The following is a 24608-nucleotide window of genomic DNA, read 5'->3' as shown; positions in this document are numbered from 1 at the left end:
CCATGGCCGAGCAAGCCCCCAACAAATGGCTCATCACCCTGGCGGTGATGGTGCCGACGCTCATCGAGATCCTCGACACCTCCATCGCCAACGTGGCCCTGGGCCACATCCAGGGCAGCCTGTCGGCCGGCCAGGACGAGGTGACCTGGGTGCTCACCTCGTATCTCGTCTCCAACGCCATCGTCATCCCCATCAGCGGCTTTCTCTCCAAGCTCCTGGGGCGGCGCAACTATCTGCTGTGGTCGGTCACCGTCTTCACCATCGCCTCCATGTGCTGCGGCCTGGCCACCAACCTCGGGATGCTGGTTTTTTTCCGCATCATCCAAGGCATCGGCGGCGGCGGACTCCAGCCCATGTCCCAGGCCATCCTGCTTGAAGCCTATCCGCCCAAGGAACGCGGCCTGGCCATGGCCATCTTCGCCATGGGCGCGGTGCTGGGCCCCATCCTCGGGCCGCTTCTGGGTGGCTACATCACGGACAATTATTCCTGGCGCTGGATTTTCAACATCAACGTGCCCGTCGGCATCCTGGCCATGGCGCTTATCTGGTTTTACATCAAGGACCCGGATTATCTGGAGCGCCGCAAGGCCGGCGACGCCGTGGACTATCTGGGGCTGGCCCTTTTGAGCCTCGGGCTTGGCTGCCTGCAGATCGTCCTGGACAAGGGCCAGCAGGACGACTGGTTTAGCGCCGACTACATCCTCACGCTGTCGGTCATCGCCGGGGTGTGTCTGTCGGCCTTTCTTATCTGGGAGCTGCGCTGCAAGCATCCCGTGGTCGATCTCAAAGTCTTTGCCGACCGCACCTTTGCCATGGGCAACATCGTCATGTTCTTTGGGTTTTTCGCCTTTTTCGGCTCCATCGTGCTGTTGCCCCTCTATCTGCAAAACCTCATGAGCTACACGGCCTTTCTTTCAGGCGTGGTCCTTGGCCCGGGCGGGCTCATCATGCTGGCCATCCTGCCCATTGTCGGCAAGGCCACCACCAAGGTCGACGCCCGGATTCTGTTGTGCATCGGCCTTTGCATCAGCGCCTATTCGCTTTTTCGCATGGCCGGTTTTTCGCTGGACATCGACATCGGCACGGCCATTGCCGCCCGCAACGTCCAGGCCATTGGCATCGCCTTTTTCTTCGTGCCCCTGTCCTACCTCACCATGGCCTTTATTCCGCGCGAAGGCATGAACAACGCCTCGGCCGTGTTCAATCTGCTGCGAAACCTCGGCGGCTCCTTCGGCGTAGCCTTCGTCACCACGCTTTTGGCCCGGCGTGCTCAGTTCCACCAGGCCCGGCTCATCGAAAACCTCACGCCCTACGATCTTTCCTACCAGTCGGCCAAGGAACGCCTGACCGCCTACCTCGCGCCCAAGGTCCTGGGACTGTACGACGCCTCGCAAACCGCCTCTGGCGCGCTCTACAAGCTGCTGCTCAAACAGGCCAACGCCATGGCCTTTTGCGACGTGTTCCATGCCCAAGGCCAGCTTTTCCTCGGCTTGGCCGTGCTCATGTGGATCATGAAAAAACCGCCCATGGGCTCGAAAATGCCCGAAGGCATGCACTGATCCGCCGACATTTCGGCACTCCGCCGGCCCGCCCCCAGCCCTTTGCCGTCCGGTATTTCCCAGTCCGCGCCAACCCCTTGGTTGGCGCGGACTTTTTTCACGGCGCGCTTCTGGCACGCTCCTCGCTTCCGGTGTATGGCAAAAGGAGCGCATCCCGCGCCCCAAACGTCGTGCCCAAACCCAAGGAGCCGCCTCCATGATGCTCGCCCAAAACGCCGTCCGCGCCGCCGTCGCCGCCGTCTGCCTGGGCCTTGTCCTTTGCGCCGCCGAGGCCCAGGCCTTCAAGCGCAAATCCACGGTCACCGGCCCCGGCGACCGCACCGTCACCAACGAAGCCACCACCACCCGCACCCCCGGCGGCTACACCCGAAGCGCCACCACCACCGGCCCGGCCAACCAGTCCGTCAACCGCACCTCCCAAGGCCAATGGGACCCGGCCACCAAGACCTGGAATAACTCCACGACCTACACCGGCCCCCAGGGCAACAGCGCCGACGTCAACCGCTCCACCACCATTTCCAAGTAAATAGGCCGTTCTCGGACCCGGCCCAAGCGACCGGGTTCGAGAACGAGTCATTAATTCCCAGCCTCGCGACCGGCTGTTTCTTTTCTACCCATCGCCTCAAACCGCCGCCCCGCGCCACCAAATCCCGCTTTTCCCGGGCCGTTTCCCGGGAAGCGGGGTGATTTGACCGCGCAAAACAGCCATCGATTTTCCGATATAGCCCGAAAGGCCAGCCATTCCCAGGCTGGCACGGGAATTGATGTCCTGCCCCCGGACCCGTCCGTCCGACAATCTCCCAACCGCATTCCGGAGGACTGGCATGGGCAACTGGCATTGCAAGATCGACCTCAACCACGTTTTCACCCTGCAGCCCACGAGGCCCAACACCGTTTTCGGCATCGGCGCGTTGTCCCGCATCGACGGCGTTTTGGCCGATCTGGCCAGGGGCGGCCAGAGCGCGGTCCTGGTCGTCACCGACGCCGTGGCCGCCAAGGCCAGCGGGGCGTGGGAGGCCGTGCGCCCGGCCCTGGACGCCCAGGTCGCCTGGACGCTTTTTAACGGCGTGCGCCCCAATCCTACCCTGGCCAACGGCGACGCCGCCGCCGCGGCAGGGCGCGAGGCCAAGGCCCAGGCCGTCCTGGCCATCGGCGGCGGCAGCGTCATCGACGCCGCCAAGATCGCCGCCGCCCTGCTGGCCCATCCCGGCAAGAAGGCGTCCGATTTCTTTTCCGGCAAAGCCGCCGTCAGCAGTTCCCTGCCCCTGGTCGTGGTCAACACCACCCACGGCTCGGGTTCGGAATGCACGGCCACGGCCACGGCCCAGACCGACGGCGAAAACAAGCACGCCATCCGCTCGCCGCATCTCTACCCGACCCAGGCCATCGACGATCCGATCCTGACCGTCTCCCTGCCGCCACGCCATACCGTGGCCACCGCCCTGGACGCCCTGTGCCATGCCCTGGAGGCGGCCACGGCCACCACGGCCTCGCCCTACTCCATCAGCCTGGCCAAGGACGCCGTGCGCATCATCGCCTCGTTTCTGCCCACGGCCATCCGCCAGCCCGGGAACCTCAACGCCCGCTACTGGCTCACCTACGCCTCGGCCATCGCCGGCATCGCCGTCGACTGCGGCAGCCTGCACCTCGTCCACGCCCTGGAAAACGCCATGAGCGCCATCAATCCCGACGTGGCCCACGGCGAGGGGCTGGGCATCCTGCTGCCGGCCGTCATGCGTGAAATCTACCCGGCCACCCCGGAGATCCTGGCCGCCCTGCTCCACCCCCTCGCCCCGGACCTGACGGGCAATCCCGGCGAGACCGACGTCGCCGTGGCGAGGCTGCGCCAGTGGCTGGACAGCCTGGGGCAGCCGGCCACCATGACCGCCTATTTCACCGGCGCCGACGTGCCGGCCCTGACCCGTCTGGCCGTCAAGTCGCCCCCGGCCAAGGCGCTTTTGCAATACGCGCCCATCCGCGTGGACAGCGCCATCGTGGAGCGCATCTTCCAGCACGCGCTCTAACGCGAAACGGGCGGATTGGGGCGCGAGCCAAAGCTCGCGCCCCAATCCGCCCGTTTCGCTGGCATGTTTGCCGCCTGACGACGTTTCACCGCCCGCCCGACCGCCCCATATCAGGGGTCCGGGGGGCTGAGTCCCCCGGCCGCCGGAGGCATCTTCCTCTTATCTATCCAGCACTCACCCCTTCACATACCCCCGCACCTGATTTCGCCCAGAGGCTTTGGCCAGATAGAGGGCCTTGTCGGCGGCGTCGACCAGGTGGGCCACGTCGCGGGCGGCGGCCGGGCAGTCTGTGAGGAGTTCGGCCACGCCGATGCTGACGTTGATTTTGATGCCGGCGGCCAGGATCTGGCCGTCGGGGTCGCGGATGACGAAGTTGTAGCGTTCGATTTTGCGGCGGATGATGTCGGCCAGTTCCTCGGCTTCGTTTTTGGCGACGTCCAGGAGGGTGACGGCGAATTCCTCGCCGCCGTAGCGGGCGGGAAAGATCTCGCGGTCTTCGAGCTGCTTCATTTCGTCGGCAAAGCCCTTGAGGATGGAGCCGACCACGACCAGGGCCTGGTCGCCGATGCGGTGGCCGTGTTCGTCGTTGAAGCGTTTGAAGTGGTCGATGTCGAGCATGAAAAGCGACAGCTGGCGTTGGCCCTGGTCGGCCACGGCGATGTTGCGGCCGATGTGTTCGTCAAAGGCGCGCCGGTTGGGGATGGCCGTCAGCGCGTCGGTAAGGGTGAGCGCCACCATCTTTTCGGCGTCTTCCTCGATCATGGCCACCATTTCCTGAAATCCCCGGCGAATGGCCCCAAGGGTCTGCTCCACGTCGCCGCCGGACTGCACGGCCGAGACGGTGACGTTTTCGAGCTTCTGGACGCCGCCCTTATGGCGAAACAGGGTGTCCTGGAATTCCTGCACCAGGGCGGCGGTTTCGGCCAGGGTGCGGGTGAGCGCCCGGTTCCAGGGCGCGGCCAGGATGCGTTCGTTGGCCTTGACGACTTCGTGGAACTTGGCGTCGGAAAAGTCGCGGGTACGCAGGATCTCCATGACAAGAGCCTGGAATTGTTCCTTCTGCTCGTTGTCGAGAAAATCGTAGTTCTTGATGCTGCGCATGTAGAGGATCAGCCCACGCCATTTGGAATCGCGGGGAACGCCCACCCGGTCGAGCATGTTGCAGACGGGTTCGAAGCAGGAGGCGGGCATGGCGGCCGGCTTGCCGTGGTTGTTGTCCTTGCTCATGACGGGGGCGCACCTCTGGTTGCGGACGGGTAATCGTCCCACAGCAATACATCCATTTCGCGACAACCGGAAGAGGGAACAGCCCCTTGGGCCGGCTTGCCCGGCCCGGGGCGGCGTGGTAGGGAAATACCCGTAGCCTTCCTGGCTTCTCGGAGGATTCGATGGACTTGCACGTCACCGCCCATGGCCGGGTGACCCTGGTTTCCGGCCTGCCCAAAATGTTTGATTACACCGTGTGCCCGGAGTTTCAGCGCCAGTTGGCCGCCCATCTCGAAGCGTCGCCGACGGTTCTGGCCTTTGACCTGACAGGCGTGGAATTCGTGGATTCCAGCGCCATCGGCAGCCTCATCACGGTGCGAAACCGCCTCATGGCCTCGGGAGGCTCGGTGGCCCTGTGCTCCATCGCCGAGGGCGTGGCCAAGGTGCTGCGCATCGCCGACCTGGGCAAGGTGTTTTCGCTCTATCCCGACCCCGCCGCCGCCCTGGCCGCCAGCCAGGCCTAGCCGCCTTCGGCCTAGCCCATGTCGCCCTGCCGCGTTTTCGGCGCGACCATAAGCAGGCCGCGACCCGCGGCGACACCGGCGGTCTTCCCCCCATGCTGATCCGTTACGTCCCCGGCGCCATCGGCTTCGAGGCCGGCCTTCGCCGGGCGGCCCGGGCGGCGCTTTATCTGCCCACAGCCTGCCGCATGGCGGCGGACCCGTGCTATCCCTGGATCAACGCCGGGGCGGTGCGTTTTTTGTCGCGCACCCTCAACCGGCGCATGACGGGCTTTGAGTGGGGCGGCGGGCGCAGCACGGCCTTTCTGGCCAGTCGCGTGCTCCATCTGGTGTCCGTGGAGCACAGCCCCAAGTGGCGGCGGCGCACCCTGGCCCTTCTGGCCCGCCACTGCCTGGCCAACGTGGACTGCCACTTCCTGCCGCCGGGCGACGCCCCCGGCCGGCCCGAGGCCCGGCCGGAAACGTGGCGGCGCATGGGCCACGTCCACCGCAAGCCCGAGTACGCCGCCTACAGCGACGCCATTTTGGCGTATCCCGAGGAAAGCTTCGATTTCGTGGCCATCGACGGCCGGGCCAGGGTGGAATGCGCCTTCAATGCCGCCTCGCGCCTGCGGCCCGGCGGCTTTCTGCTGCTGGACAACAGCGAATGGGAAAAATACGCCCCCATCTTCGCCGCGTTTTCGGACTGGGGAAGATGCGACTTCGAGAACGGCGTGTGGCGCACGAGCCTTTTGTTCAAGCCAGACGCCCCCAGCGGGTGACACGACGCCCGGCAAGGCCTATATTGCCCCCATGACTGTACCAAGCGATCAAGTGACCGTGCGTTTCGCCCGGTCCATGGCCGAGATCGACGGCCCGTCCTGGAACGCCCTGGCCGCCTCCCTGGACACGCCCTTTTTCGAATACCAGTGGCTGTCGCTGCTGGAGGATTCCGGCAGCGCCGCGCCGGCCAAAGGCTGGTATCCCAACCATTTGCTGGCCACTGTCGGGGGAAAGCTCGTCGGCGCGCTGCCCATGTACCTCAAGTGGCATTCCGACGGGGAATTCGTCTTTGACCAGCTGTGGGCCGAGGCGGCGGTACGCCTGGGGCTGCCCTATTACCCGCGCCTGGTCGGGGCCACGCCGTTCACCCCGGCAACGGGCCTGCGTTTTCTCACCGATCCCGAGGCCAACCAGACCCGGTTGTCGCGCCGGCTGTTTTCCGCCATCGAGCAGTTCTGCCAAAGCAATGGCGTCCAGGGGTCGGCGCTTTTATTTGCCGAACCGGAGTTCGCCGCCGCCGCCGAGGACTACGGCTTCACGGCCTGGCGGCACCAGGGCTATCTCTGGCGCAACCGGGGATTTTCGGATTTCGAGGATTTCCTGGCCACCCTCAACGCCAACCGCCGCAAGGCCGTGCGCCGCGAACGCAAGGCCCTGGAGGAATCCGGCGTCACGGTGGAGATCGTCTCGGGCAGCGCCATCCCGGACAATTTCTTCCCGCTCATGCAACAGCTTTACGAGCGCACCAACGCCAAGTTCGGCCCCTGGGGCTGCCGGTATCTCACCGAGGAATTTTTCGAGGGCATGGCCGGCGCGTTCCGCCATCGCCTGGCCTTTGCCGCCGCCTACCGCACCCGGCGACGCGACCCCATCGCGCTGGCCATGCTGGCCGAGAAGGACGACATCCTGTTTGGCCGCTACTGGGGGGCCTTCGAGGAGGTGCCGTTTCTGCATTTCGAGCTGTGCTACTACGCGCCCATCGCCTACGCCATCGCCAAGGGCATCAAGCGCTACGACCCGGGCATGGGCGGCGCGCACAAGGCCCGGCGGGGCTTCGTTTCGGTGTCGAGCTACAGCGCCCACCGCTTTTTCGACCCGCGCATGGACATGATCTTTCGCACCCACATTGATCGGGTGAACCAGTTGGAGAAGAACTACATCGACGAGTTGAACGAGCTGTTGCCGGTGCGGCGGGGGTAGGCCCCCGCCGCCCGCTCACCAAAAGAAACCGGCCCGCAGGGGAATCCCCCGCAGGCCGGCCCGAAAGTCAGTCGTCCGACGTTGGCGCTACATCTGCCTTAACAAAAGCCGCTTGCCGTAGACGTCGCGTTCATCCTGGTTTTTTTTTCCCGGCCGCACGAAGCGCAGGGCATGGGCGGTGCAGCCCGTGACGCACGACGGATCGAGTCCGGCGTCCACGCGCTCGCGGCAGTAGTCGCACTTGACCACCTTGCCCGTGACCTCGTTCCACTGCGGAATCTTCCAGGGACAGGCCTGGATGCAGGCCTTGCAGCCCACGCACAGCTCTTCCTTCACGTACACGATGCCGTCTTCCTCGCGCCGAAACATCGCTCCGGTGGGGCAGGCCGGCACGCACCACGGCCGCTCGCAGTGGAAACACGACATGTAGAGATTGAGCAGGCGCGGCTTGCCCTTGACCATGTCCGGGCCGACCGTCACGAGCTTGCCCGGCTTGGCCGAGGGCGGCACGGCGTTTTTCACCTGGCAGTGCACTTCGCAGGCATGGCAGCTGATGCAGCGCTTCTTGTCCATCTGGATCATGTACTTGCTCACGGGTGTTCCTCCATCGGGATCGCGTCGGCCGGCCGGGCGGCCTCGGGGGCGGGGGCCGGAGCCTCGGCCGCCTGCCGGGCCAGCCGGGCCATGAGGTCGAGGCGGAAATCCGCCCGGGACCTGCCGACGTAATAGACATGCTGGGAAAAGCGCAGCGAATCCACCGGACAGGCTCGCACGCACTGGCCGCACAGGCTGCACAGGGAATAGTCGTAAATAAACACGCCCGGGACCTTGCAGCCCTTTTGCGGGGCCGGGGCCATGGCCGTGCCCACCGGGATCAGTTCGCCGGCCAGTTCCAGGGCCTCGGCATCGCCGCCGCCGCTCCCCGCGCCCACGGGACAGCCCACGGACAGGCACTGGGACGGACAAGCCCGGGTGCAGGCGCCGCAGGCGATGCAGCGCGGCATGGCCGGATTGTCCTCCCGCCCCACAAGCTCGATATGCCCCCGATAGGTGTCGAGGTTGGTCACTTCCTGCTTGGGATAGATGACCGTGACGGCCGGCTTGGCAAAGGCCCGGCCCGTGATGCCAAGGCCGACGAACAGGCTTTTGAGCCCCGTCGCCGCTTCGCGCACGAGATCGGTTAAAGACACGCCAGACCTCCCTGGGCGCGCAACCGGCAACGCCCGATCCGGAATTTCCCCCAGGATAAACGGGTTTTTGCCGCCCTTGTCAACGGATGGGGCACAAGTTCCCGTCTTCACAATCATCTAGTTTGCCAAGCGTGATTGTCTTAAATCCACGTTCCTCATTTCACAACACTTTTCCCTTGCACCCAATCACGATTTCCTGCTAGTGCGTGAGAGGCTCGAAACTCTCCGGCACACGCAACGCCGCCACAATATGGAGCAAACAATGAACAGGAAAAACGTCTACAGCGTCTGCGGCATGTGCAGCGTGCGCTGCCCCATGATGGCCACGGTGGAAGGCAACAAGGTGGTATATCTGCAGGGCAACCCCCACGCCGCCGGCATCAAGGGCGCGCTGTGCGCCCGGGGCGCGGCCGGCGGAGCGCTGGTCGCCGACGACGAACGTCCCCAGTTCCCCATGATCCGGGCCGGGGCGCGCGGCGAGGGCAAATGGCGCAAGGTGTCCTGGGACGAAGCCCTGGCCTACGTTTCCGGCGAGCTGTCCCGCATCCGTGAAGCCCACGGCGCGCGCTCCATCCTGCTCTCCGACCGGGGCGGCCCGTTTCGCGACATGCACCGCGCCTTTTTAAAAGCCCTGGGCAGCCCCAACTACTGCAACCACGATTCGGCCTGCGCCCGAAACGTCCAGCACGCCGCCCTGTCGCTGTTCGGCTTCGGCCGCAAGGACGTGTTCTACGATTATAAGAACGCCAAGCATGTCGTGCTCCAGACACGCAATATTTTCGAGGCGATAAACGTCAAGGAAGTCAACGACCTCCTGGACGCCAAGGACGCCGGCTGCAAGATCACCTGCATCGACGTGCGCACCACCGTCACCGCCGCCAAGGCCGACACCTTCCTCATGGTGCGTCCGGGCACGGACTATGCCTTAAACCTCGGCGTCATCCACGAGCTTATTACCCGCGACCTCTACGACAAGGATTTCGCCGCCGCCTGGATACAGGATCTCGACGCCCTGCGCGCTTTCATCGCACCTTACGACGCCGATTTCGCCGCCGCCGCCACCGGCGTGCCGGCCAAGCGCATCCGCGACCTTGCCGACCAGCTGGCCGCCGCCGCCCCGGCCGTCATCTGGCATCCCGGCTGGATGACCGCCCGCTACGGCGACTCCTTCCAGGTCTGCCGCACCGCCTACATCATAAACGCCCTGCTGGGGTCCATCGGGGCCAAGGGCGGCCTGCCCCAGGTCAACAAGCCCGGCCATGTGGGCAAAAAGGGCCTCAAGCAGCTGGTCGATCTTTTCCCCAAGCCCGAAGCCAAGCGCGTGGACGGCGTAGGGTGGATGGAAGGCCGCGGCCACTTCGAAGCCGGCCCGGGCCTGGTCAACCTAGCCTTCGAGGCCATCGTCAGCGGCGAGCCCTATCCCATCAAGGCCTACATCGCCCATCGCCACGATCCGCTCATGTCCTTCCCGGACACGGCCGACGTCAAAAAGAAGTGGGACAACCTGGAGCTGTTGGTGGCCGTCACCTACTCCTGGTCGGACACGGCCTGGTTCGCCGACGTGATCCTGCCCATGTCGCCGGCCCTGGAGCGCGAATCCATGATCGCCTCCAAATCCGGCGGCGCGCCGCAGTTTTTCGTGCGCAAGCGCGCGCTTACCCCCCGCTTCGACACCCGGGCCGACTGGGAGATCTACCGCGATCTGGCCCGGCATATGGGCATCAAGGAACTGGATTTCGCCTCCATCGAGGACATCTGGAACTTCCAGTTGCAGGACACCGGCGTCACCGTGGCCGATTTCGAGGCCACAGGCATGATCAAGCTCGGCGGGCCGCTTTTGCGCCCGGTGGACGACAAAACCTTCAAGACGCCCTCGGGCAAGATCGAGATCGTCTCGGCCAAGCTCGAAGCCGACGGCGTCGCCTCCCTGCCCCCCTACGTGGCCCCGGCCTCGCCGCCTCCCGGCCGCTACCGGGTGAGCTTCGGCCGGGTCGGCCTGCACACCCAGGGACACACCGTCAACAATCCGCTGTTGTTCGCCCAGATGCCGGAAAACGAGCTGTGGATAAATAGCGCCGAGGCGGCCAAGCTCGGCGTCGACGACGGGGCGCTGGTTACCGTGCGAAACGGCTCCCACGCCGGCCAGATCCGGGCCAAGGTCACCGAGGGCATCCACCCCGAGACCGTGTTCATGGTCCACGGCTTTGGCCATACCCTGCCCGTGGAAAGCCGGGCCCGGGGCATGGGCGTGGCCGACAACGAGCTCATGCCCCAGGGCATCAACAACTGGGACAAGGGCGGCGGCGGCGTGTGCATGCAGGAGCATTTCGTGACGGTGGAGCCGGCCTAGGGCGTTTCCCCGGACAAGATGTTTGTTGTGGAGTGGACGATTCATGTTTCGCGTGTCCCCCAGAAGCGCCCAGGCCCTTTTCGAGGACGCGGCACGAGGAGTTCCCATGGCCGGGGCGGCGTACTGCGCCGCCCCGGCCATGATTGAAGCCCGTCGTGGACAGCAACGCCGAGGATTTCTTCGCGAAGCCTGTATCGACTCCGGAATCAGGCCGATTCTCTCGCTGCAACTGTCACGAATGTCCAAAACGCCGTTGACCCGTTGGGATGCGACATGGTAGCTTGGAAGAATATATGGAAGGATCGCTGCTTTCACCCGAGGACGTTCGTCCGTTTCCCCTGCGGGATTCGCTGGGATTTCTGTTGGTGCGCACGGCGCTCAAGCTTCGGCTGCTCGGCAACGTGCTGCTCCAGGAAGCCGGCGAAGACATCACCGTGGACCAATGGGGCATTTTAAATCTCCTGTGGGAAGCCGACGGCCAGACCCCGGTGGAACTGGCCCGGCGCGCCGACAAGGACAAGCCCAACGTCACCCGGCTGCTCAAGATCCTCGAAGACAAACAACTCGTGGTCCGCAAGCCCGACGCCAAGGACCGCCGCAGTCACCGCATCCACCTGACCGAAGCCGGAGCCGCCCTCAAGGACAAGCTCCTCGACGTCGGCGTCACCTGCCTGGAGCGCGCCTGCCTGGGGCTTTCCAGCCAGGAAGTGGCCACGCTCAAATCCCTGCTCAATCGCGTTTACGCCAACGTGTCTTAACTTCTGCCGCGTTCCGTCTATTCGCGGGCGCGTCCTTGCGAGTCGCTGCATGTCAAATTTGACAGAACTGCAGGCGCACGACAGCGCCATCGGCCCTCACACCTTCGAAGAGTTCCTCAAGGTCGCCGCCGCCTTCCACGGCAACCCTGCCCCCGGACTCATCATCGGCGGCTACATGGTCGATGCCGCCCGGGCCATGCTGCCCGAGGGAACGCTTTTCGACGCCGTGGTGGAAACCAAGAAGTGCCTTCCCGACGCCGTGCAGATCCTCACCCCGCCAAGCTACGGCAACGGCTGGATGCGGGTGATTAACCTCGGCCGCTACGCGCTCTCGCTTTACGACAAGTTCACCGGCCAGGGCTACCGGGCCTGGCTTGATCCCAAGCATCTGGAGAACTGGCCGGAAATCCACGCCTGGTTCCTCAAGCTCAAGCCGAAAAAAGAGCAGAACCGCGAACGCCTTTTCGCCGAGATCAAGGCCGCCGCCCGCCATATCTGCCTGCTGGCCCCGGTGGTCATGAAGCCGTCGTTCATGATCAAGCCCAACATGGGGGCCATCGGCGTGTGCCCGGCCTGCGGCGAGGGCTATCCCAAGGCCGATGGGGCCATCTGCCGGGGCTGCGCCGGCGAGGCCCCCTACCTCGTGCCCTCCGACGCGCCGAACCTGCGGGCCGTGCCCGTGGATGAGGCGGCTGGCCGGCGGGTGCTCCACGATATGACCCGCATCGTGCCCGGGGAGTCCAAGGGCGTGGAATTCGCCGCCGGGGCCGACATCCATGCCGGCGACGTCTGCCGCCTCCAGACCATGGGCAAAAACCAAGTCTACGTCGAAGACCATTCCGAGCCGCTGGGTGATTTCGTCCACGAAAACCAGGCCGCCGAAGCCTTTGCCCAGGCCATGGCCGGGGTGGGTCTGACCACCTCCGGGCCGCCCCGCGAGGGCAAGGTGGAGCTCATTGCCCTGGAAAAGGGCCTGCTCGCCATCGCCAAGGAGCGGCTCACGGCGTTTAACATGATCGAAGGCGTCATGTGCGCCTCGCGCCAGTCCCATCTGGTGGTCGAAGCCGGCAAGGCCGTGGCCGGTTGCCGGGCCATCCCGCTCTATCTGCCGCGCCGCATCTTCGACGTGGCCATGCGCGTGCTGGCCGACGGCCCGCTGTTCAACATTTTGCCCATCCGCCAGACCAGGGCCGGCGTGCTGGTCACGGGCACGGAAATCGCCTCGGGCATCATCGAGGACAAGTTCGAGCCGGTGGTGCGCTCCAAGGTCGAGGCCCTGGGCGGCGCGGTCATCGCCGTGCGCAAGGCCCCGGACGACCGGGTCGCCGTGGCGCAGGCCGCCCGGGAACTGCTGGCCGAGGGTTGCGACCTCATCGTCACCACGGCCGGCCTGTCCGTCGATCCCGACGACGTCACCCGCCTGGGCCTGGACGACGCCGGCCTGACCGACGCCGTCCACGGCATGCCGGTCTTGCCCGGAGCCATGGCCCTTGTGGGGCATCTCGGCGCGGCCGACGTCATCGGCGTGCCGGCCTGCGCGCTGTTTCACCGCACCACCAGCTTCGACCTGCTCCTGCCCCGGGTGTTGGCCGGCCAGACCCTCACCCGCCGCGACCTGGCCGAACTGGCCGAAGGTTCCATGTGCCTGAATTGCCGGGCCTGCACCTACCCCAAGTGTCCCTTCGGCAAGTAACCACCCTTTAATAATAAGCTTGTATTGTTAAAGATCGACGAATTGCCGCAAGGGTTGCCGCCGGCTGCGGCGGCAACCCTTGCCCCTTGACCGGCCGGGTTCGCCGTCCTATGGGAGGATGGCGAACCCGCCGGAGCATCCCATGCGACACGTCCTGGCCCTGCTGCTCGGGGCCTTTCTCCTCCTGACGGTCCCGTCCGTCGCCCGCGCCTTTGCCCTCTACGGGTATGAGGACGACTACGGGCTTATTCACCTGAGCGAAGAACCCCGCGACGCCAACTACGTCCTCATCTACGAAGGCCCCAGCGACCCCAAGCTCGGTTTCGCGGCCATCAAAAAACGCATCCACGACCAGGGCGCGGTGTCCAAGGACCGCAAGGACGGCTGGATTCTCGAAGCCACCCGGGCCTATCGCCGCCTGGGCCTGGCCCCGCTTGGGCCGTCGGGCTATCCGGCGGTCATCGAATCCGGGCCGCTCATCGATCTCGTGCGGGACAAAAGCCGGGCCAGCGGCCTGGACCCGGAACTGCTCTACGCCGTCATCGAACAGGAATCGCGGTTTACCGCCTGCGCCGTGTCGCCCAAGGGCGCGGCCGGACTCATGCAGCTCATGCCCGACACCCAAAGCCACTTCGGCGTGGCCGACCCCTTCAATCCCGAACGCAACGTCACCGCCGGCGCAACCTTCCTGCGCCAGCTCATCGGCCGCTTCGGCGACCTGCGACTGGCCCTGGCCGCCTACAACGCCGGCCCCGAAACCGTGGCCCGCTGCGGCGGCGTCCCCAACATCCCGGAAACCATGACCTACGTCGACCGCATCATGAACCGCTACGCCATGCTGCGCGAAAGCCACCCGGGGCTTACGAAAAAGGGAGCGGTCGGGGGAGGCGAGAAGAAGACCAAAAGAATGCCTCCGGCGGCCGGGGGCCTGAGGCCCCCGGACCCCCCAGCTGAAGAAAAGGGGGTGGAGGCCAGGGACGGCGATTGCCGGCGAGGCGGGAAGGGTGGCAACGCCCTCAGGCGGCGGGTCGGGCCGACGACCGGCGCAGGCGGCGATGAAACCAGACGCCCATAACGACGCCTAGGACGACGTAGAGCGGAAAGACCAGAAACCCGAAGGCGTTGCCTTCCATGTCGATGGCCACGATCCCTAAAGAGATCGGCACGACGGCCAGACACGGTTTGTGGGCCGTCAGCCACATATCCAGCGTTCCGGCCTCGGCAGCGCCCGCCTTACCCCGCCAGCGACGCCAGCCCCGCCACAGGAAATACCGCCCGGCGCAGATTGCCGCCGCCAGGGCAGCGAAAATCAGCGGATTCACGGAAAAGACGTTGGTGGATTTCTCCACCGCGCCGTAGGGCACGGCCAGGGTCAGCAGATAGGCCAGCAAGAAGGCCGGCGGATAGCCCACGGCCGCAGCCAGAGCGTAAAGCGCCCGGACCGGGCCGGACAGCGGCGGGGAGGAAACAACGTCGGCCATGGACCCTCCGGCGGCGGGAAATCTCCCGGCCTATGGCCCACGCTGCCCGGCCGGCTGCCTCACGTCAAGGGGGTGTGCGGCGCGCCGCCTCCTGGCCAATGCTGCTGCGCAACTGGCGCTCTGACCGCCAGCCACCGCTCAAACCGTCGGGCGAGTCGGCCAAACCCCTTTACCCCTTCTTTCAGGTGGGGGGTCTGGGGGCCTCAGGCCCCCAGCGGAGAGGTCCAGGAGAGGCAGCGCCTCTCCTGGCCGCCGGAGGCCCCCCCCTCCCCCTACGGCGTGTAGGCCGGCAGGCTGGCTTCGCCGTCCGGGGCGGTGATGATGAACACGTCCATGCGCAGCCCCACCGGCAGCTCGGCCGGCGGCGTCACATCGATGAGGGTTTCGAGGATGCGGGTGTCGTTTTTCTCGGCCGGCTCGTCGGTGCGGATGTTTTTCTTGCCCAGGATGCCGGCCACCCGGATGACCACGCCGGAAAAGCGCTTGTCGCCGTAGGCCTCGGCCATGAGCATGGCCTTTTGCCCCGGGGCGATGCGGGCGATGTCGCGTTCGTCCACGTCGGCCCGCACCCGCAGCCGGCTGACGTCGCCCACGGTGACCACCGGCGTGTCAAAGGACACCGACACCATCTCGCCGGCCCGGCGGTGCTTGCGCAGCACCACGCCGTCGATGGGCGAGCGGATGACGGTCTTGGCGGCCAGGGCCTGGGCTTCGGCCAGGCGCGAGCGGGCCTCGGCCGCCTCGGCCATGGCCTTTTTCACGTCCTCTTCGCGGGATGGGTCGTCCACCAGGTGAAACCGCTGGCGGGCGGCGTCCAGGCGCTGGCCGGCCACCTTGAATTCCCGTTCAGCCCGGTCGGCTTCCTCCTGGGACAGCACTTCCTTGCTCAACAGCCGGCGACGGCGCTCATTTTCGAGCTTGGCCTGTTCGGACACGGCCCGGGCCTCTTCCACGGCCGCCCGGGCCTCCTTGCGTTCCATATCCCGGGAGCCGGCCAGCACCTTGGCCAGGGCGGCTTCCCGGGCGGCCAGCACCTGCTCGGCGACGTCGATGCGGGCGGCGTATTCGTCGGCGGCGAGCTTGGCCAGGATCTGCCCCTGGCGCACCCGGTCGCCCTCTTCGGCCGAAACCTCGGCCAGCTTGCCGGCGATGTCGAAGCCCAGGCGCATTTCCTCGGACACCGGTTCCACCTTGCCCGGCGCGGCCACCCAGGCCGGACCGGCCGGGGCCGGCCTGGGCGCGGCCGTCTCCGCGGCGGGGGGCTGTTTGGCCGACGCGGCCGCCTGCACTCCGGGCGCGTTTCGGAGACGGGTGTTGGAGCGCAGCCACAGCGCGCCGCCGAGGATCATGACGGCGGCCACGGCCAGGATGATGGCGCGTTGCAGCATGGTTACGAGACCTCCTGTCCCTGGCCGACGATGCGACCGTCCTCGATGCGGATCACCCGGTCGGCGAAAGCGGCGATGCGGGGATCGTGGGTGACGATGACCACCGAGCGGCCGTGGGTGACGGCCAGCTCCCGAAGGATGGCGATGACGGCCTTGCCGGTCTCGGAATCCAGGGCGGCGGTGGGCTCGTCGGCAAGCAGGATATCGGGTTCGGCCACCAGCGCCCGGGCAATGGCCACGCGCTGCTTCTGGCCGCCGCTCAAATCGCGGGGCAGCATCCGGTATTTGTCGCCAAGGCCCACGGCGTCAAGGGCCTGCCGCGAGCGTTCCACGGCGTCGCCCCCCTTGACGCCGCGCAGGTCCAGGGCTACCCGGACGTTCTCCTCGGCCGTAAGCGTCGGAAACAGGTTGTAGCCCTGGAAGATGAAGCCGAAGTGGGCCAGACGCACCTTGGCCAGCTCCCCCTCGGGCAAGCCGGCCGTGTCGCGGCCAAGGACAGCCACGTTGCCGGCGCTGGGGGACAGGATGCAGCCGAGGATGGAGAGCAGCGTGGTCTTGCCGCTCCCCGACGGCCCCATGAGCAGCGCCACTTCGCCGGCCGCGACGGTCAGGTCCACGCCGCGCAGGGCCGGGACCTCCACCTTGCCCAAGCGGAAGGTCTTGGCCACGCCTTTGGCGGCGAGGAGCGTCTTGGCGGCGGCCATGGCGTCAGGCTCCCCGGAAGACCATGGCCGGGTCGATGCTCGTCACCTTGCGGATGGAGACCAGCCCGGCCGTCACGCACATGACGACGGTGAGAAAAAACAGCCCCACGGCCATGCCCGGCGGCAGCACGATGGACGCCCCACCCCGCTCGGCCAGGCCGACCAGGAAATAGCTGATGACGATGCCAAAGCCGTAGCCCACCAGGGCGGCGGCCACGGCCTGGGCCACGATGATGCGGTGGATGTAGCCCCCGGGCGCGCCCATGGCCCGCAAGGTGCCGAATTCCGGCAGATGGTCCACGGTGGTGGCGTAGAGCGTCTGGGCCACCACCACACCGCCGACCACCAGCCCAAGGGAGGCGGCAATTAAAAGCGCCATGCCGGCTCCGGTGGTGAACATCCAGTAGTGCTGGGTTTTGCGGGCGAACTCCTCGCGGGTGAAGACGTCCACGTCGGGCACACCGGCGGCGATGGCGTCGCGCAAGGCTTCGGCCGCAACACCCGGGGCCGGGCGCACCAGCACGTAGGCGCTCTGGCTGCGGCCCAGGCTCGCGTACTTGAGGCCGTTTTCGTAGGAGGTGAAGATATAGGGCGAGGTGGTGAACGACCGGATGCCGCGCGTCAGCGCCACCACCCTGGCCCGACGGTCGTTGATCTCGGCCCGATCGCCCAGGCCCTTGACCCCGAGCTTGGCCAGATAGATTTCGTCCACGGCCACGGTATCGGGCAGCAGCAAGGCCGCTTCCGAACCGGCCGTGACGATCCACGGCCGCCCCAGGCCCGAGCCAGGGTCAAAGCCGATGATCTCCACCGATTCCTGGCCGCCGGCCGGCTTTTTCCAGTTGGCGAAGCGCACGATGAAGCGCTCGGCCCGGCCCACGCCGGGCACGCCGAGGATCTGGTGGTACTTGTGGTCGGGCAGGGGGTGGGTGACGTCGAAATTGCGCACGCCCCGCGAGGCGACCCAGACTTCGGCCTCGGTATTCTCGATGACGCAGGAGGTGGCCCGGGTGAAACCGACGAAAAGCCCGCCCTGGACGGCGATGAGCACCACGGCGAAGACCACGCCGGTCAGCGTGACGGCCAGTCGCACCCGGTCGTGCAGGAGGTTTCGCAGGGCGATGCGGATGATCATGGCGCTTGGCCGGACATTGGTCGGATTGCCGGCCCCTTGGCGCTACCCCAATGGGGCGGGCGCGTAAAGGGTTTGGCGGCAGGCCCGGGCGGACGCCTGGGCCGGGGCGCACACGCAGAAGCGGCGCTGCATCGCTGCAACGCCGCTTCTGCACGTACGCGGAACGCCTAACCATCGCCATAACCAGCCAAGGAGGGGTGGGGAGGCAGCCTTTCGAGTGGAGGACTTCCCGTCCAGCCGCGTCCCCGGGCACCGGGGTCGATGGAGTTATTACAAGGGGCGTGCCAAAAGTCGAAAATGCCGCCAAGCGGGGCAGGAGGCCGATTTTGCCGTGTCGCCGGCCCGACAAAAAAGCGGCGCGCCCCACAAAGGTGTAGGGCGCGCGACAAATTTGTAGCGCCTCGGCCTTGGCCGCGTTCTGGGGCGACCTGGGACGACGGTCTTGGCCCGACCGTGGCGCGGCGCACCTACAAGGCCGCCTCCCGGGCCCCGGCCACGGTGATGCCGATCCAGCCGACGCTGGCCGTCTGGGCCCGAAGCTCGCCAAGCAGGGACAATTCCTCCACGGGATGCTCAAACGTCCGGACCAGGGCCGTGGCTTCATGCCACTGCGAGGCGACCTTGTCCCGGATGTCGGGCAAAAGCCAACGCAAGTGCGGCGGTTCGCCCGGCCGGGTCAGGTCCGGCCAGCCCACGGAGCCGATGGTGCGGTTGGCCAAAAAGCCCAAGGGACGGCCCGGATTGCCGGTGAGTTCCAGGGCGGCTTCCACCAGCCGCCGATCCTTGACGCACAGCGAGGCCCCGAGCTTGGTGCCCGCCTGAAGTGGAGCGGCCGCCAGGTGGTCGATGGGCAGGGAGCGCGTCATGGAGGTCGCGCCGAATTTCTTGGGCCAGCCCTGGAGCAAGCCCCGGATGAGGGAAATGTCCTGATCCACCCAGATGAAGGGGCAGAAATTGGCCAGGGAGCCGTCCGGGAGTTCGATCTCCACGATGATGATGGTTTCGCGGTACTGGGCGTAGATGGGATCGAGCAGTTCCCGGCCGTCGGTGGTGGCCTGCCAATCGGCGAAATGGATGCAGCCCGAGCCGGTGAGCCGGCCAAGGGCGGGCGGCACGAGACTGGCGCTGGCCGAGGTGTCGCAGGCAATGGCCACGTTGAGGAGCCAGCCGGCGTAATGCCAGGGCGGCGGCGGCACCAGGGCGGCCCGGCCGCTGGCGGTGAACGGCGCGGTGAAACTGGCGAAAGCGTTTTCCATGACCTCTCCTTGGAGCGGGCGGCCAAGCGCGGCCGAGGCGTCGCCTCAAGGGGCGGCCGGACAACCCGCCTGTCTCCGGTGTTTCGTTGCCAAGGCGGCCGGGGCCGCCGGGAAGCCCTGCCGGCTACTGCATCCGCACGGCCCCTTCGCCGGCGAAAAACACGGCCCCGGCCGGGGGCGGACCGCCGGGAGAGACGGCGCCGCGGGCAGCCTTGGAGCCAAAGACGGCCTTGTAGCCAAAGGAGATGCCGTAGTTGCCGGGCTCGTCGCCTTCGGGGGAGAGCGTGAACTCGAAGGGCACGGCCGCGCCGTCGCCGAGGTTCATGCCGGGATAGCGCTTCTCGGCCGTGGACAGCACCGTCCCCGAGGGGTCGCGCAGGTAGGCGGACAGGGTGAGTTCTTCCAGCCGGTCGCACCAGGGCGGCAGATCGTCGGGCACGGGCACGGCCCGGCCGCGAAGGACGTAGCCGGCGTCGGACGGTTTGCCGGTGAATTCGAAGCGGAAATATTTCATGGTCAGGCTGGCCGGCGCGGCGGTCACCGCCGGCCGGGATTCGAGATGCGACACCGTGGTGCGGGCGCAGCCCATAAGGCCCGCCGCCAGAAGCAGACCACCGGCCAGCGCGACGGCGGCCCGCCGCGAACAACGCAAGGCATCCATGCCATCCCCCTTTTCCTGTTCCCGGCGGCAACCGCCGGCCCCCTTACCCCTTTCCCCATCCGGGGGGTCCGGGGGCCTCAGGCCCCCGGCCGCCGGAGGCATCTTCCTCTTTGTCTCCCTCTTCCGCTACTCCTCACGCCCGCCGGGACCGCCGGCCACGATCATCTCGGCCAGGGTCAGGTCGACCTTGGGCGGCCGGCCGGGCTTGCTGCCCCACAGTTCCATTTCGAGGGCGGCCAGGCGGCGCAGCAGCGGCGTGCGGTCCATGGCCTTGGCGTCCTTGCCGCCAGCGGTCAGGCGTTGGCAGGGGCCGCAGCCGGGAAATTCGCGGATATTCATGCCGGCCAAGAGCACATTGGGCACGCCGTGGAGCCGGCAGATCATAAGCCGGTGTCCGTAGAGGCCGCACAGGCCGTCGTCGTTGACCGGGCACATGACTTGCGGCGTCTCGCCGCGCGAGAGCGCTTCCCTGGCCTGGGCCAGATAGTCGCGGGCGCGGTCTTCGTAGGCCTGGCGGCGCTCGGGCGGGAGCTTGGCCAGGCCCTCGCGCAGGTAGAGCCATTCGACGTTGGTGTGGTGCTGAAAAAAGCTTGTGCAGCAGTTTTCGGCGCAGCCGGCGCAGGACAGGCCCGCGGCGGCGGCAGCGGCCGTGTAGGCCGCGTCCATGTCGGCGTAGAGCGCCGTCAGTTTTTTGAGGACCGCCCGGGTGCGGGAGGCGGGAAACGATACGGTCACGACCGGATTCCTTGCAGGATGGTTTCGACGCAGGCCTCGGGCGTCGTGCCGCAGCTGGCGACGGTGAGGTCGGCGGCGGCGGCGTACAGGGGTTGGCGCTCGGCGTAGACGTCGGCCATGGTCAGGCCGGCGGGCATGACAAAGGCGCGTTCCCCGGGATCGCCCACCCGGGCCAGGAAGGTGGGCAGATCAATGGACAGGTAGACCACCGGCCCCATGGATTTGAGGCGGGCCATGGCCCGGGCTCCGTAGACCACGGAACCGCCCGTGGCCACCACGCAACGCTTGACGCCAAGCCCGGCCACCACGTCTTCTTCAAGGGCCAGAAAGCCGGCCAGTCCCTGACCGGCCAGGATGTCGGGCAAGGGGGCGCGGCACTGGGCCTCGATGAGACGGTCGGTGTCCAGACAGGCCCAGCCCAGGCGTCGGGCCAGAAGCCCGGCCAGGGTGGTCTTGCCGGCTCCGGCCATGCCTATGAGACTCACGCACCGTTCATCGGATACCCGGCCTAGAAGCGTCGGTTCCATGCTGCCTTGTCCCGCCTTCGCGTTGATTGCCAAGCCTAGCCTATTTGTGGCGGAATTCAAACCGCAAGCGCGGCGTTGTCAGCGGGCCGCCGTTTGGCTACAAGGGGACCCGGACGGCGCATGCCGCCGTCGCCATAAGGAACCCCATGTCGGAAAACGCCCTTCGTCTCATCGCCTCCTACGTCGAGGAGGCCGCCGCCGCGCGCGCCCGGTTTTTCACCGACCACGCCGAGCTGGTGGACGCCGCCGCCCGCACCATGGCCGTGGCCCTGGCCCGGGGCGGCAAGATCCTTTTTTGCGGCAACGGCGGTTCGGCCGCCGATGCCCAGCACCTGGCCGCCGAATTCGTCAACCGGTTCGAGCTGGAGCGCCCGCCCCTGCCGGCCCTGGCCCTGACCACCGATTCCTCGGCCCTGACCGCCATCGGCAACGACTACGGCTTCGACCGGGTTTTCGCCAAGCAGGTCCAGGCCTTGGCCGGGCCAAGCGACGTGGTGGTGGGCATCTCCACCTCGGGCAACAGCCCCAACGTCCTGGCCGCCCTGCGCGCCGCCCGGGACAAGGGCTGCGTCACCGTGGGACTGGCCGGACGCAACGGGGCCATCGTGCCGCTTTGCGACTACGCCCTGCTGGTGCCCAGCGACCGAACGGCCCATATCCAGGAAGTCCACGCCACCATCGGCCACCTTTTGTGCAAGCTCGTGGACCACTACCTCTTCGAGGCGGTCATGGAGCTTGGCCCTTATCTCGAGGACCACTAAGCCGGCCGGCGCGGACCATCCCCTTGCCGACAGGCCGAAAGGGCTTATCTGACAAGGCATTCGACCAGACCTCCCGGCGCAAGCGCCGGTATTGTTTCAAGGAGCATCGCCATGCCGCTTTACGAATACTGCTGCAACAAATGCGGCGCCGAGTTCGAGGAAATGGCTTCCAGCTCGGCCACCACCACCCCGCCCTGCCCCCAGTGCGCCTCGGGCGACACCAAGAAACTCATGTCCGCCTGCCGCGCCCGCACCAAGCCCGGCCAGACCGGCGCGCGCACGGCCTCCGCCGGCGGCGGGGGCGGCTGCTCGGGCTGCGCCGGCGGCAATTGCGCCACCTGCCACTAGCCAGGCGCATCGAAACGCCTTTCAAGACAGGCCCGGCCGGCGCGGCAAACCACGCCGGCCCTGCCCGCAAACGCCATCCAACCACCGGAACCCCATGCGCGAAAAACTCGTCATCGCCACCCGAGGCAGCAAACTGGCCCTGTGGCAGGCCAACCACGTGGCCGACCGGCTGCGCCAGACCCATCCGGGCTTGGCCGTGGACCTGCTCCCCATCAAGACCAAGGGCGACATCATCCTGGACGTGCCGTTGGCCAAGGTGGGCGGCAAGGGGCTGTTCGTGAAGGAAATCGAGGAAGCCCTTCTCGACGGCCGGGCCGATCTGGCCGTGCATTCCATGAAGGACGTGCCTGCCGAACAGCCGGCCGGCCTGGTGGTCGGCATCGTGCCCGAGCGCGAGGACCCGTGCGACCGGCTGCTGTCGGTGGCCTACGACTCCCTGGCCGCCCTGCCCCAGGGGGCCACGGTGGGCACGAGCAGCCTGCGCCGCAAGGCCCAGCTGCTGGCCCTGCGCCCGGATCTGGCCATCGTGGACCTGCGCGGTAACCTGGACACCCGGGTCAAAAAGCTTCTCGACGGCCAGTTCGACGCCATCATCGTGGCCGCCGCCGGCCTCAATCGCCTGGAACTGTCCGCGCCAAAGGCCGTGCGCCTGGGGCCGCCGGAGTTCCTGCCGGCCGCCGCCCAGGGGGCGCTGGGCATCGAATACCGCCTGGATGACCCGGAAACCGCCGCCATGCTGGCCTTTTTCGACCATCCCGAAAGCCACGACGCCGTGGCCGCCGAGCGCGGTTTCCTGGGACATCTGGAAGGCGGCTGCCAGGTGCCCATCGCCGCCCACGCCGTCATCGACGGGGACATGATCCACCTGGAGGGCTTGGTGGCCGACCCGGAAACCGGCCAGACCTTCCGCGAAGCCGCCTCCGGCCCGCGCAGCCAGGCAACCGCCCTGGGCGTGGCCGTGGCCGAGGCCGTCCTGGCCCGGGGCGCCAAGGCCGTGCTTGACGCCGTCTACAAGGCCGGCGCATCCTGAGGCATGGGTAAAACCGTCGTCAAGAATCTGATCCTGGGGCTCGTGGCCGCCGCCATCCTGGCGGCCATGAGCGCCATGGCGTTTGAGAGCCGCTTCAACGTCCACCCCGACGAGGCCGACCACGTCAGCGCCGGCCGGTTTTTCATCACCTATTGGGATCTGCCGGCCATGGACGATCCCCGGCTGGCCAACACATTCAGCAACTACGGCGTAAGCTACCTGCAACAGCTCGACGTGGTCTATTTCTTCGCTGGCAAGTTCGCCGCCGTGGTCCTGCCGCTGCTGGGCCAGGACTATCTGGCCCTGCGCTTTTTCAACGTCTTTCTCTTCGCCGTGCTCATGGTCCTGTTCCTGCGCCTGCCAGACGACCGCAAGATCGCCTTCCTGCCGCTTTTTATCACGCCGCAAATCTGGTACGTCTTCTCGTATTTCAACGGCGACGCCCTGCCCCTGTTCCTGTCGTTTTGCCTGGTCTACGTGGCGGCCCGGGCCGACGTGCCGGCCTTGCCCGGACCGGGCGGCCCGGACCGGCTCCAGGCGCGACGGCTCGTGGCCATTGGCCTGCTCCTGGGGCTTCTCTGCATCTCCAAGCAAAACTACTACGTGTTCGCCGGATTCGTGCTGGCCTTTTTCGGGGTCTGCGGCCGGGCAGCCGGCGACATGAAGACGGCGGCCAAAAAAGCCGTTCTGGTCTTTGCCGTGGCGGCGCTGCTTTTTGGGGCGCGCTGGAGCTACAACGTCTATGTCAACCGCACGGTGCGGCCGGAAGTGCCGACGCTTAACGCCGAGAAATACGCGGAGAAAGAATACAAACCGTCGTCCCAGGAAGCGGGAACCCAGTTCTGGGGGCTCAAGATGCGCGACCAGGGCCTGACCTATCCCCAGCTTTTCACCATCTGGGACTGGCATATCTGGTCGTTTCGCACCTCCTTTGGCGTCTACGACTACATGAAGATCTACGCGCCGCTGCTGTTTTACCGCTACATCGGCTACCTGTTCTGGACCCTGGCCGGGGCCCTGGCCGTGGCCGTGGCCCTGCACGGCGGCCGGGGCGGGATCAGCGCCCTGCTCGTCTTTCTGGTCTTTGGCGGGCTGACCATCTTCCAGTCCACCTGGCATTCCTGGAACAATGATTTCCAGGCCCAGGGCCGCTACCTCTTCCCCATCGGGGCCATGGCCGGACTGGTGCTGGCCCGGTTCGCCCCGGCGGCCAACCGCACCCTGCCGGTCACCGGCGTCCTGGCCGGGGCCATGTACGCCCTGTCGCTGTATTCCTTCGTCTGGGTGGGACTGGCGCGCATACCGCGCTGATCCCGGCC

The 24608-nt window shown here is 66.8% G+C and carries 25 protein-coding genes; 14 read left to right on the top strand and 11 right to left on the bottom strand.

Going from position 1 to position 24608, the window contains the following annotated elements:
• Positions 1–2 precede the first annotated feature (2 nt).
• From DMR_RS04025 to DMR_RS04015, 3 genes are all read left to right on the top strand, one after another.
• Positions 3–1559, top strand: coding sequence for a DHA2 family efflux MFS transporter permease subunit (locus tag DMR_RS04025; RefSeq protein ID WP_012750396.1), 1557 nt, complete (start codon positions 3–5; stop codon positions 1557–1559).
• 196 nt (positions 1560–1755) lie between these two features.
• Positions 1756–2085 (top strand): hypothetical protein, encoded by a 330-nt coding sequence (locus tag DMR_RS04020; RefSeq protein ID WP_012750395.1) that lies wholly within the window; start codon positions 1756–1758, stop codon positions 2083–2085.
• Positions 2086–2383: 298 nt separating this feature from the next.
• The gene (locus DMR_RS04015; RefSeq protein WP_043600044.1) at positions 2384–3583 is read left to right on the top strand and encodes an iron-containing alcohol dehydrogenase; all 1200 of its coding nucleotides are present in this window, start codon (positions 2384–2386) and stop codon (positions 3581–3583) included.
• A 174-nt stretch (positions 3584–3757) separates the two neighbouring features.
• On the opposite strand, the gene DMR_RS04010 is transcribed toward DMR_RS04015, so the two are convergent.
• Positions 3758–4810, bottom strand: coding sequence for a GGDEF domain-containing protein (locus tag DMR_RS04010; protein ID WP_043600043.1), 1053 nt, complete (start codon positions 4808–4810; stop codon positions 3758–3760).
• A 161-nt stretch (positions 4811–4971) separates the two neighbouring features.
• On the opposite strand from DMR_RS04010, the gene DMR_RS04005 reads away from it, so the two are divergent.
• The 3 genes from DMR_RS04005 to DMR_RS03995 all read left to right on the top strand — a co-directional run bounded on the left by DMR_RS04005 (position 4972) and on the right by DMR_RS03995 (position 7272).
• A complete protein-coding gene (locus tag DMR_RS04005; protein WP_012750392.1) occupies positions 4972–5313 on the top strand; it encodes an STAS domain-containing protein in 342 nt (113 codons plus the stop codon).
• Positions 5314–5405: 92 nt separating this feature from the next.
• A complete protein-coding gene (locus tag DMR_RS04000; protein ID WP_012750391.1) occupies positions 5406–6071 on the top strand; it encodes a hypothetical protein in 666 nt (221 codons plus the stop codon).
• 31 nt (positions 6072–6102) lie between these two features.
• Positions 6103–7272, top strand: coding sequence for a GNAT family N-acetyltransferase (locus tag DMR_RS03995; protein WP_012750390.1), 1170 nt, complete (start codon positions 6103–6105; stop codon positions 7270–7272).
• 87 nt (positions 7273–7359) lie between these two features.
• Here the strand turns inward: DMR_RS03995 and DMR_RS03990 are convergent, their stop codons facing one another.
• Together DMR_RS03990 and DMR_RS03985 are read right to left on the bottom strand one after the other, a co-directional pair.
• The gene (locus tag DMR_RS03990; protein WP_006920574.1) at positions 7360–7866 is read right to left on the bottom strand and encodes a 4Fe-4S dicluster domain-containing protein; all 507 of its coding nucleotides are present in this window, start codon (positions 7864–7866) and stop codon (positions 7360–7362) included.
• Positions 7863–8462, bottom strand: a complete 600-nt coding sequence (locus DMR_RS03985; RefSeq protein ID WP_012750389.1) for a 4Fe-4S binding protein — start codon at positions 8460–8462, stop codon at positions 7863–7865. The genes DMR_RS03990 and DMR_RS03985 overlap by 4 nt, the downstream gene beginning before the upstream one ends.
• A gap of 262 nt (positions 8463–8724) precedes the next feature.
• On the opposite strand from DMR_RS03985, the gene DMR_RS03980 reads away from it, so the two are divergent.
• From DMR_RS03980 to DMR_RS03965, 4 genes are all read left to right on the top strand, one after another.
• Positions 8725–10812, top strand: a complete 2088-nt coding sequence (locus DMR_RS03980) for a molybdopterin-containing oxidoreductase family protein (RefSeq protein ID WP_043600041.1) — start codon at positions 8725–8727, stop codon at positions 10810–10812.
• 293 nt (positions 10813–11105) lie between these two features.
• Positions 11106–11570 (top strand): MarR family winged helix-turn-helix transcriptional regulator, encoded by a 465-nt coding sequence (locus tag DMR_RS03975; RefSeq protein ID WP_043600040.1) that lies wholly within the window; start codon positions 11106–11108, stop codon positions 11568–11570.
• Between the two features lie 49 nt (positions 11571–11619).
• Positions 11620–13263 carry an FmdE family protein gene (locus DMR_RS03970; protein ID WP_012750386.1) on the top strand — a complete coding sequence of 548 codons (1644 nt, stop codon included), beginning with the start codon at positions 11620–11622 and terminating at the stop codon, positions 13261–13263.
• 142 nt (positions 13264–13405) lie between these two features.
• Positions 13406–14338 (top strand): lytic transglycosylase domain-containing protein, encoded by a 933-nt coding sequence (locus DMR_RS03965; RefSeq protein WP_198408672.1) that lies wholly within the window; start codon positions 13406–13408, stop codon positions 14336–14338.
• On the opposite strand, the gene DMR_RS03960 is transcribed toward DMR_RS03965, so the two are convergent.
• The 8 genes from DMR_RS03960 to thrB form a co-directional block, all read right to left on the bottom strand.
• Positions 14280–14744, bottom strand: coding sequence for a hypothetical protein (locus tag DMR_RS03960; protein ID WP_012750384.1), 465 nt, complete (start codon positions 14742–14744; stop codon positions 14280–14282). The genes DMR_RS03965 and DMR_RS03960 overlap by 59 nt on opposite strands.
• A 272-nt stretch (positions 14745–15016) precedes the next feature.
• Complete coding sequence (locus tag DMR_RS03955) at positions 15017–16132, bottom strand: HlyD family secretion protein (protein ID WP_012750383.1); 1116 nt, start codon at positions 16130–16132, stop codon at positions 15017–15019.
• Between the two features lie 2 nt (positions 16133–16134).
• A complete protein-coding gene (locus DMR_RS03950; protein ID WP_012750382.1) occupies positions 16135–16836 on the bottom strand; it encodes an ABC transporter ATP-binding protein in 702 nt (233 codons plus the stop codon).
• Between the two features lie 4 nt (positions 16837–16840).
• Positions 16841–17971: an FtsX-like permease family protein gene (locus DMR_RS03945; RefSeq protein ID WP_012750381.1), complete on the bottom strand. Its 1131-nt coding sequence runs from the start codon at positions 17969–17971 to the stop codon at positions 16841–16843.
• A gap of 467 nt (positions 17972–18438) precedes the next feature.
• A complete protein-coding gene (locus DMR_RS03940; protein ID WP_012750380.1) occupies positions 18439–19227 on the bottom strand; it encodes an acetoacetate decarboxylase family protein in 789 nt (262 codons plus the stop codon).
• A gap of 124 nt (positions 19228–19351) precedes the next feature.
• Entirely contained in the window at positions 19352–19888 is a 537-nt protein-coding gene (locus DMR_RS03935) for a hypothetical protein (protein ID WP_043600038.1), read from the bottom strand.
• 126 nt (positions 19889–20014) lie between these two features.
• Complete coding sequence (locus tag DMR_RS03930) at positions 20015–20623, bottom strand: hypothetical protein (RefSeq protein WP_012750378.1); 609 nt, start codon at positions 20621–20623, stop codon at positions 20015–20017.
• Positions 20620–21150, bottom strand: a complete 531-nt coding sequence (gene thrB, locus DMR_RS03925; protein ID WP_012750377.1) for a homoserine kinase — start codon at positions 21148–21150, stop codon at positions 20620–20622. Before thrB ends, DMR_RS03930 begins: the two co-directional genes overlap by 4 nt.
• A 146-nt stretch (positions 21151–21296) precedes the next feature.
• Here thrB and DMR_RS03920 point away from each other — a divergent pair, with 146 nt between their 5' ends.
• The 4 genes from DMR_RS03920 (at position 21297) to DMR_RS03905 (ending at position 24600) form a co-directional block, all read left to right on the top strand.
• Complete coding sequence (locus DMR_RS03920) at positions 21297–21911, top strand: D-sedoheptulose 7-phosphate isomerase (RefSeq protein WP_012750376.1); 615 nt, start codon at positions 21297–21299, stop codon at positions 21909–21911.
• 111 nt (positions 21912–22022) lie between these two features.
• Positions 22023–22259 (top strand): FmdB family zinc ribbon protein, encoded by a 237-nt coding sequence (locus DMR_RS03915; protein WP_012750375.1) that lies wholly within the window; start codon positions 22023–22025, stop codon positions 22257–22259.
• A 94-nt stretch (positions 22260–22353) separates the two neighbouring features.
• Entirely contained in the window at positions 22354–23289 is a 936-nt protein-coding gene (gene hemC / locus DMR_RS03910) for a hydroxymethylbilane synthase (RefSeq protein WP_012750374.1), read from the top strand.
• Between the two features lie 3 nt (positions 23290–23292).
• Positions 23293–24600, top strand: coding sequence for a hypothetical protein (locus DMR_RS03905; protein ID WP_012750373.1), 1308 nt, complete (start codon positions 23293–23295; stop codon positions 24598–24600).
• Positions 24601–24608: the final 8 nt, after the last annotated feature.

Source organism: Solidesulfovibrio magneticus RS-1 (genome assembly GCF_000010665.1).
Taxonomy (GTDB): Bacteria; Desulfobacterota; Desulfovibrionia; order Desulfovibrionales; family Desulfovibrionaceae; genus Solidesulfovibrio; species Solidesulfovibrio magneticus.
The sequence above is the reverse complement of the archived record's forward strand: the minus strand, read 5'-3'. Positions and strand labels throughout refer to the sequence as shown.

Excerpts from the sequence above, each read along its gene's own strand:
- DMR_RS04025 (WP_012750396.1), top strand. The coding sequence starts at position 3 with ATGGCCGAGCAAGCCCCCAACAAATGGCTCATCACCCTGGCGGTGATG.
- DMR_RS04020 (WP_012750395.1), top strand. The coding sequence starts at position 1,756 with ATGATGCTCGCCCAAAACGCCGTCCGCGCCGCCGTCGCCGCCGTCTGC.
- DMR_RS04015 (WP_043600044.1), top strand. The coding sequence starts at position 2,384 with ATGGGCAACTGGCATTGCAAGATCGACCTCAACCACGTTTTCACCCTG.
- DMR_RS04010 (WP_043600043.1), bottom strand. The coding sequence starts at position 4,810 with ATGAGCAAGGACAACAACCACGGCAAGCCGGCCGCCATGCCCGCCTCC.
- DMR_RS04005 (WP_012750392.1), top strand. The coding sequence starts at position 4,972 with ATGGACTTGCACGTCACCGCCCATGGCCGGGTGACCCTGGTTTCCGGC.
- DMR_RS04000 (WP_012750391.1), top strand. The coding sequence starts at position 5,406 with ATGCTGATCCGTTACGTCCCCGGCGCCATCGGCTTCGAGGCCGGCCTT.
- DMR_RS03995 (WP_012750390.1), top strand. The coding sequence starts at position 6,103 with ATGACTGTACCAAGCGATCAAGTGACCGTGCGTTTCGCCCGGTCCATG.
- DMR_RS03980 (WP_043600041.1), top strand. The coding sequence starts at position 8,725 with ATGAACAGGAAAAACGTCTACAGCGTCTGCGGCATGTGCAGCGTGCGC.
- DMR_RS03975 (WP_043600040.1), top strand. The coding sequence starts at position 11,106 with ATGGAAGGATCGCTGCTTTCACCCGAGGACGTTCGTCCGTTTCCCCTG.
- DMR_RS03970 (WP_012750386.1), top strand. The coding sequence starts at position 11,620 with ATGTCAAATTTGACAGAACTGCAGGCGCACGACAGCGCCATCGGCCCT.
- DMR_RS03965 (WP_198408672.1), top strand. The coding sequence starts at position 13,406 with ATGCGACACGTCCTGGCCCTGCTGCTCGGGGCCTTTCTCCTCCTGACG.
- DMR_RS03960 (WP_012750384.1), bottom strand. The coding sequence starts at position 14,744 with ATGGCCGACGTTGTTTCCTCCCCGCCGCTGTCCGGCCCGGTCCGGGCG.
- DMR_RS03955 (WP_012750383.1), bottom strand. The coding sequence starts at position 16,132 with ATGCTGCAACGCGCCATCATCCTGGCCGTGGCCGCCGTCATGATCCTC.
- DMR_RS03950 (WP_012750382.1), bottom strand. The coding sequence starts at position 16,836 with ATGGCCGCCGCCAAGACGCTCCTCGCCGCCAAAGGCGTGGCCAAGACC.
- DMR_RS03945 (WP_012750381.1), bottom strand. The coding sequence starts at position 17,971 with ATGATCATCCGCATCGCCCTGCGAAACCTCCTGCACGACCGGGTGCGA.
- DMR_RS03940 (WP_012750380.1), bottom strand. The coding sequence starts at position 19,227 with ATGGAAAACGCTTTCGCCAGTTTCACCGCGCCGTTCACCGCCAGCGGC.
- DMR_RS03935 (WP_043600038.1), bottom strand. The coding sequence starts at position 19,888 with ATGGATGCCTTGCGTTGTTCGCGGCGGGCCGCCGTCGCGCTGGCCGGT.
- thrB (WP_012750377.1), bottom strand. The coding sequence starts at position 21,150 with ATGGAACCGACGCTTCTAGGCCGGGTATCCGATGAACGGTGCGTGAGT.
- DMR_RS03920 (WP_012750376.1), top strand. The coding sequence starts at position 21,297 with ATGTCGGAAAACGCCCTTCGTCTCATCGCCTCCTACGTCGAGGAGGCC.
- DMR_RS03915 (WP_012750375.1), top strand. The coding sequence starts at position 22,023 with ATGCCGCTTTACGAATACTGCTGCAACAAATGCGGCGCCGAGTTCGAG.
- hemC (WP_012750374.1), top strand. The coding sequence starts at position 22,354 with ATGCGCGAAAAACTCGTCATCGCCACCCGAGGCAGCAAACTGGCCCTG.
- DMR_RS03905 (WP_012750373.1), top strand. The coding sequence starts at position 23,293 with ATGGGTAAAACCGTCGTCAAGAATCTGATCCTGGGGCTCGTGGCCGCC.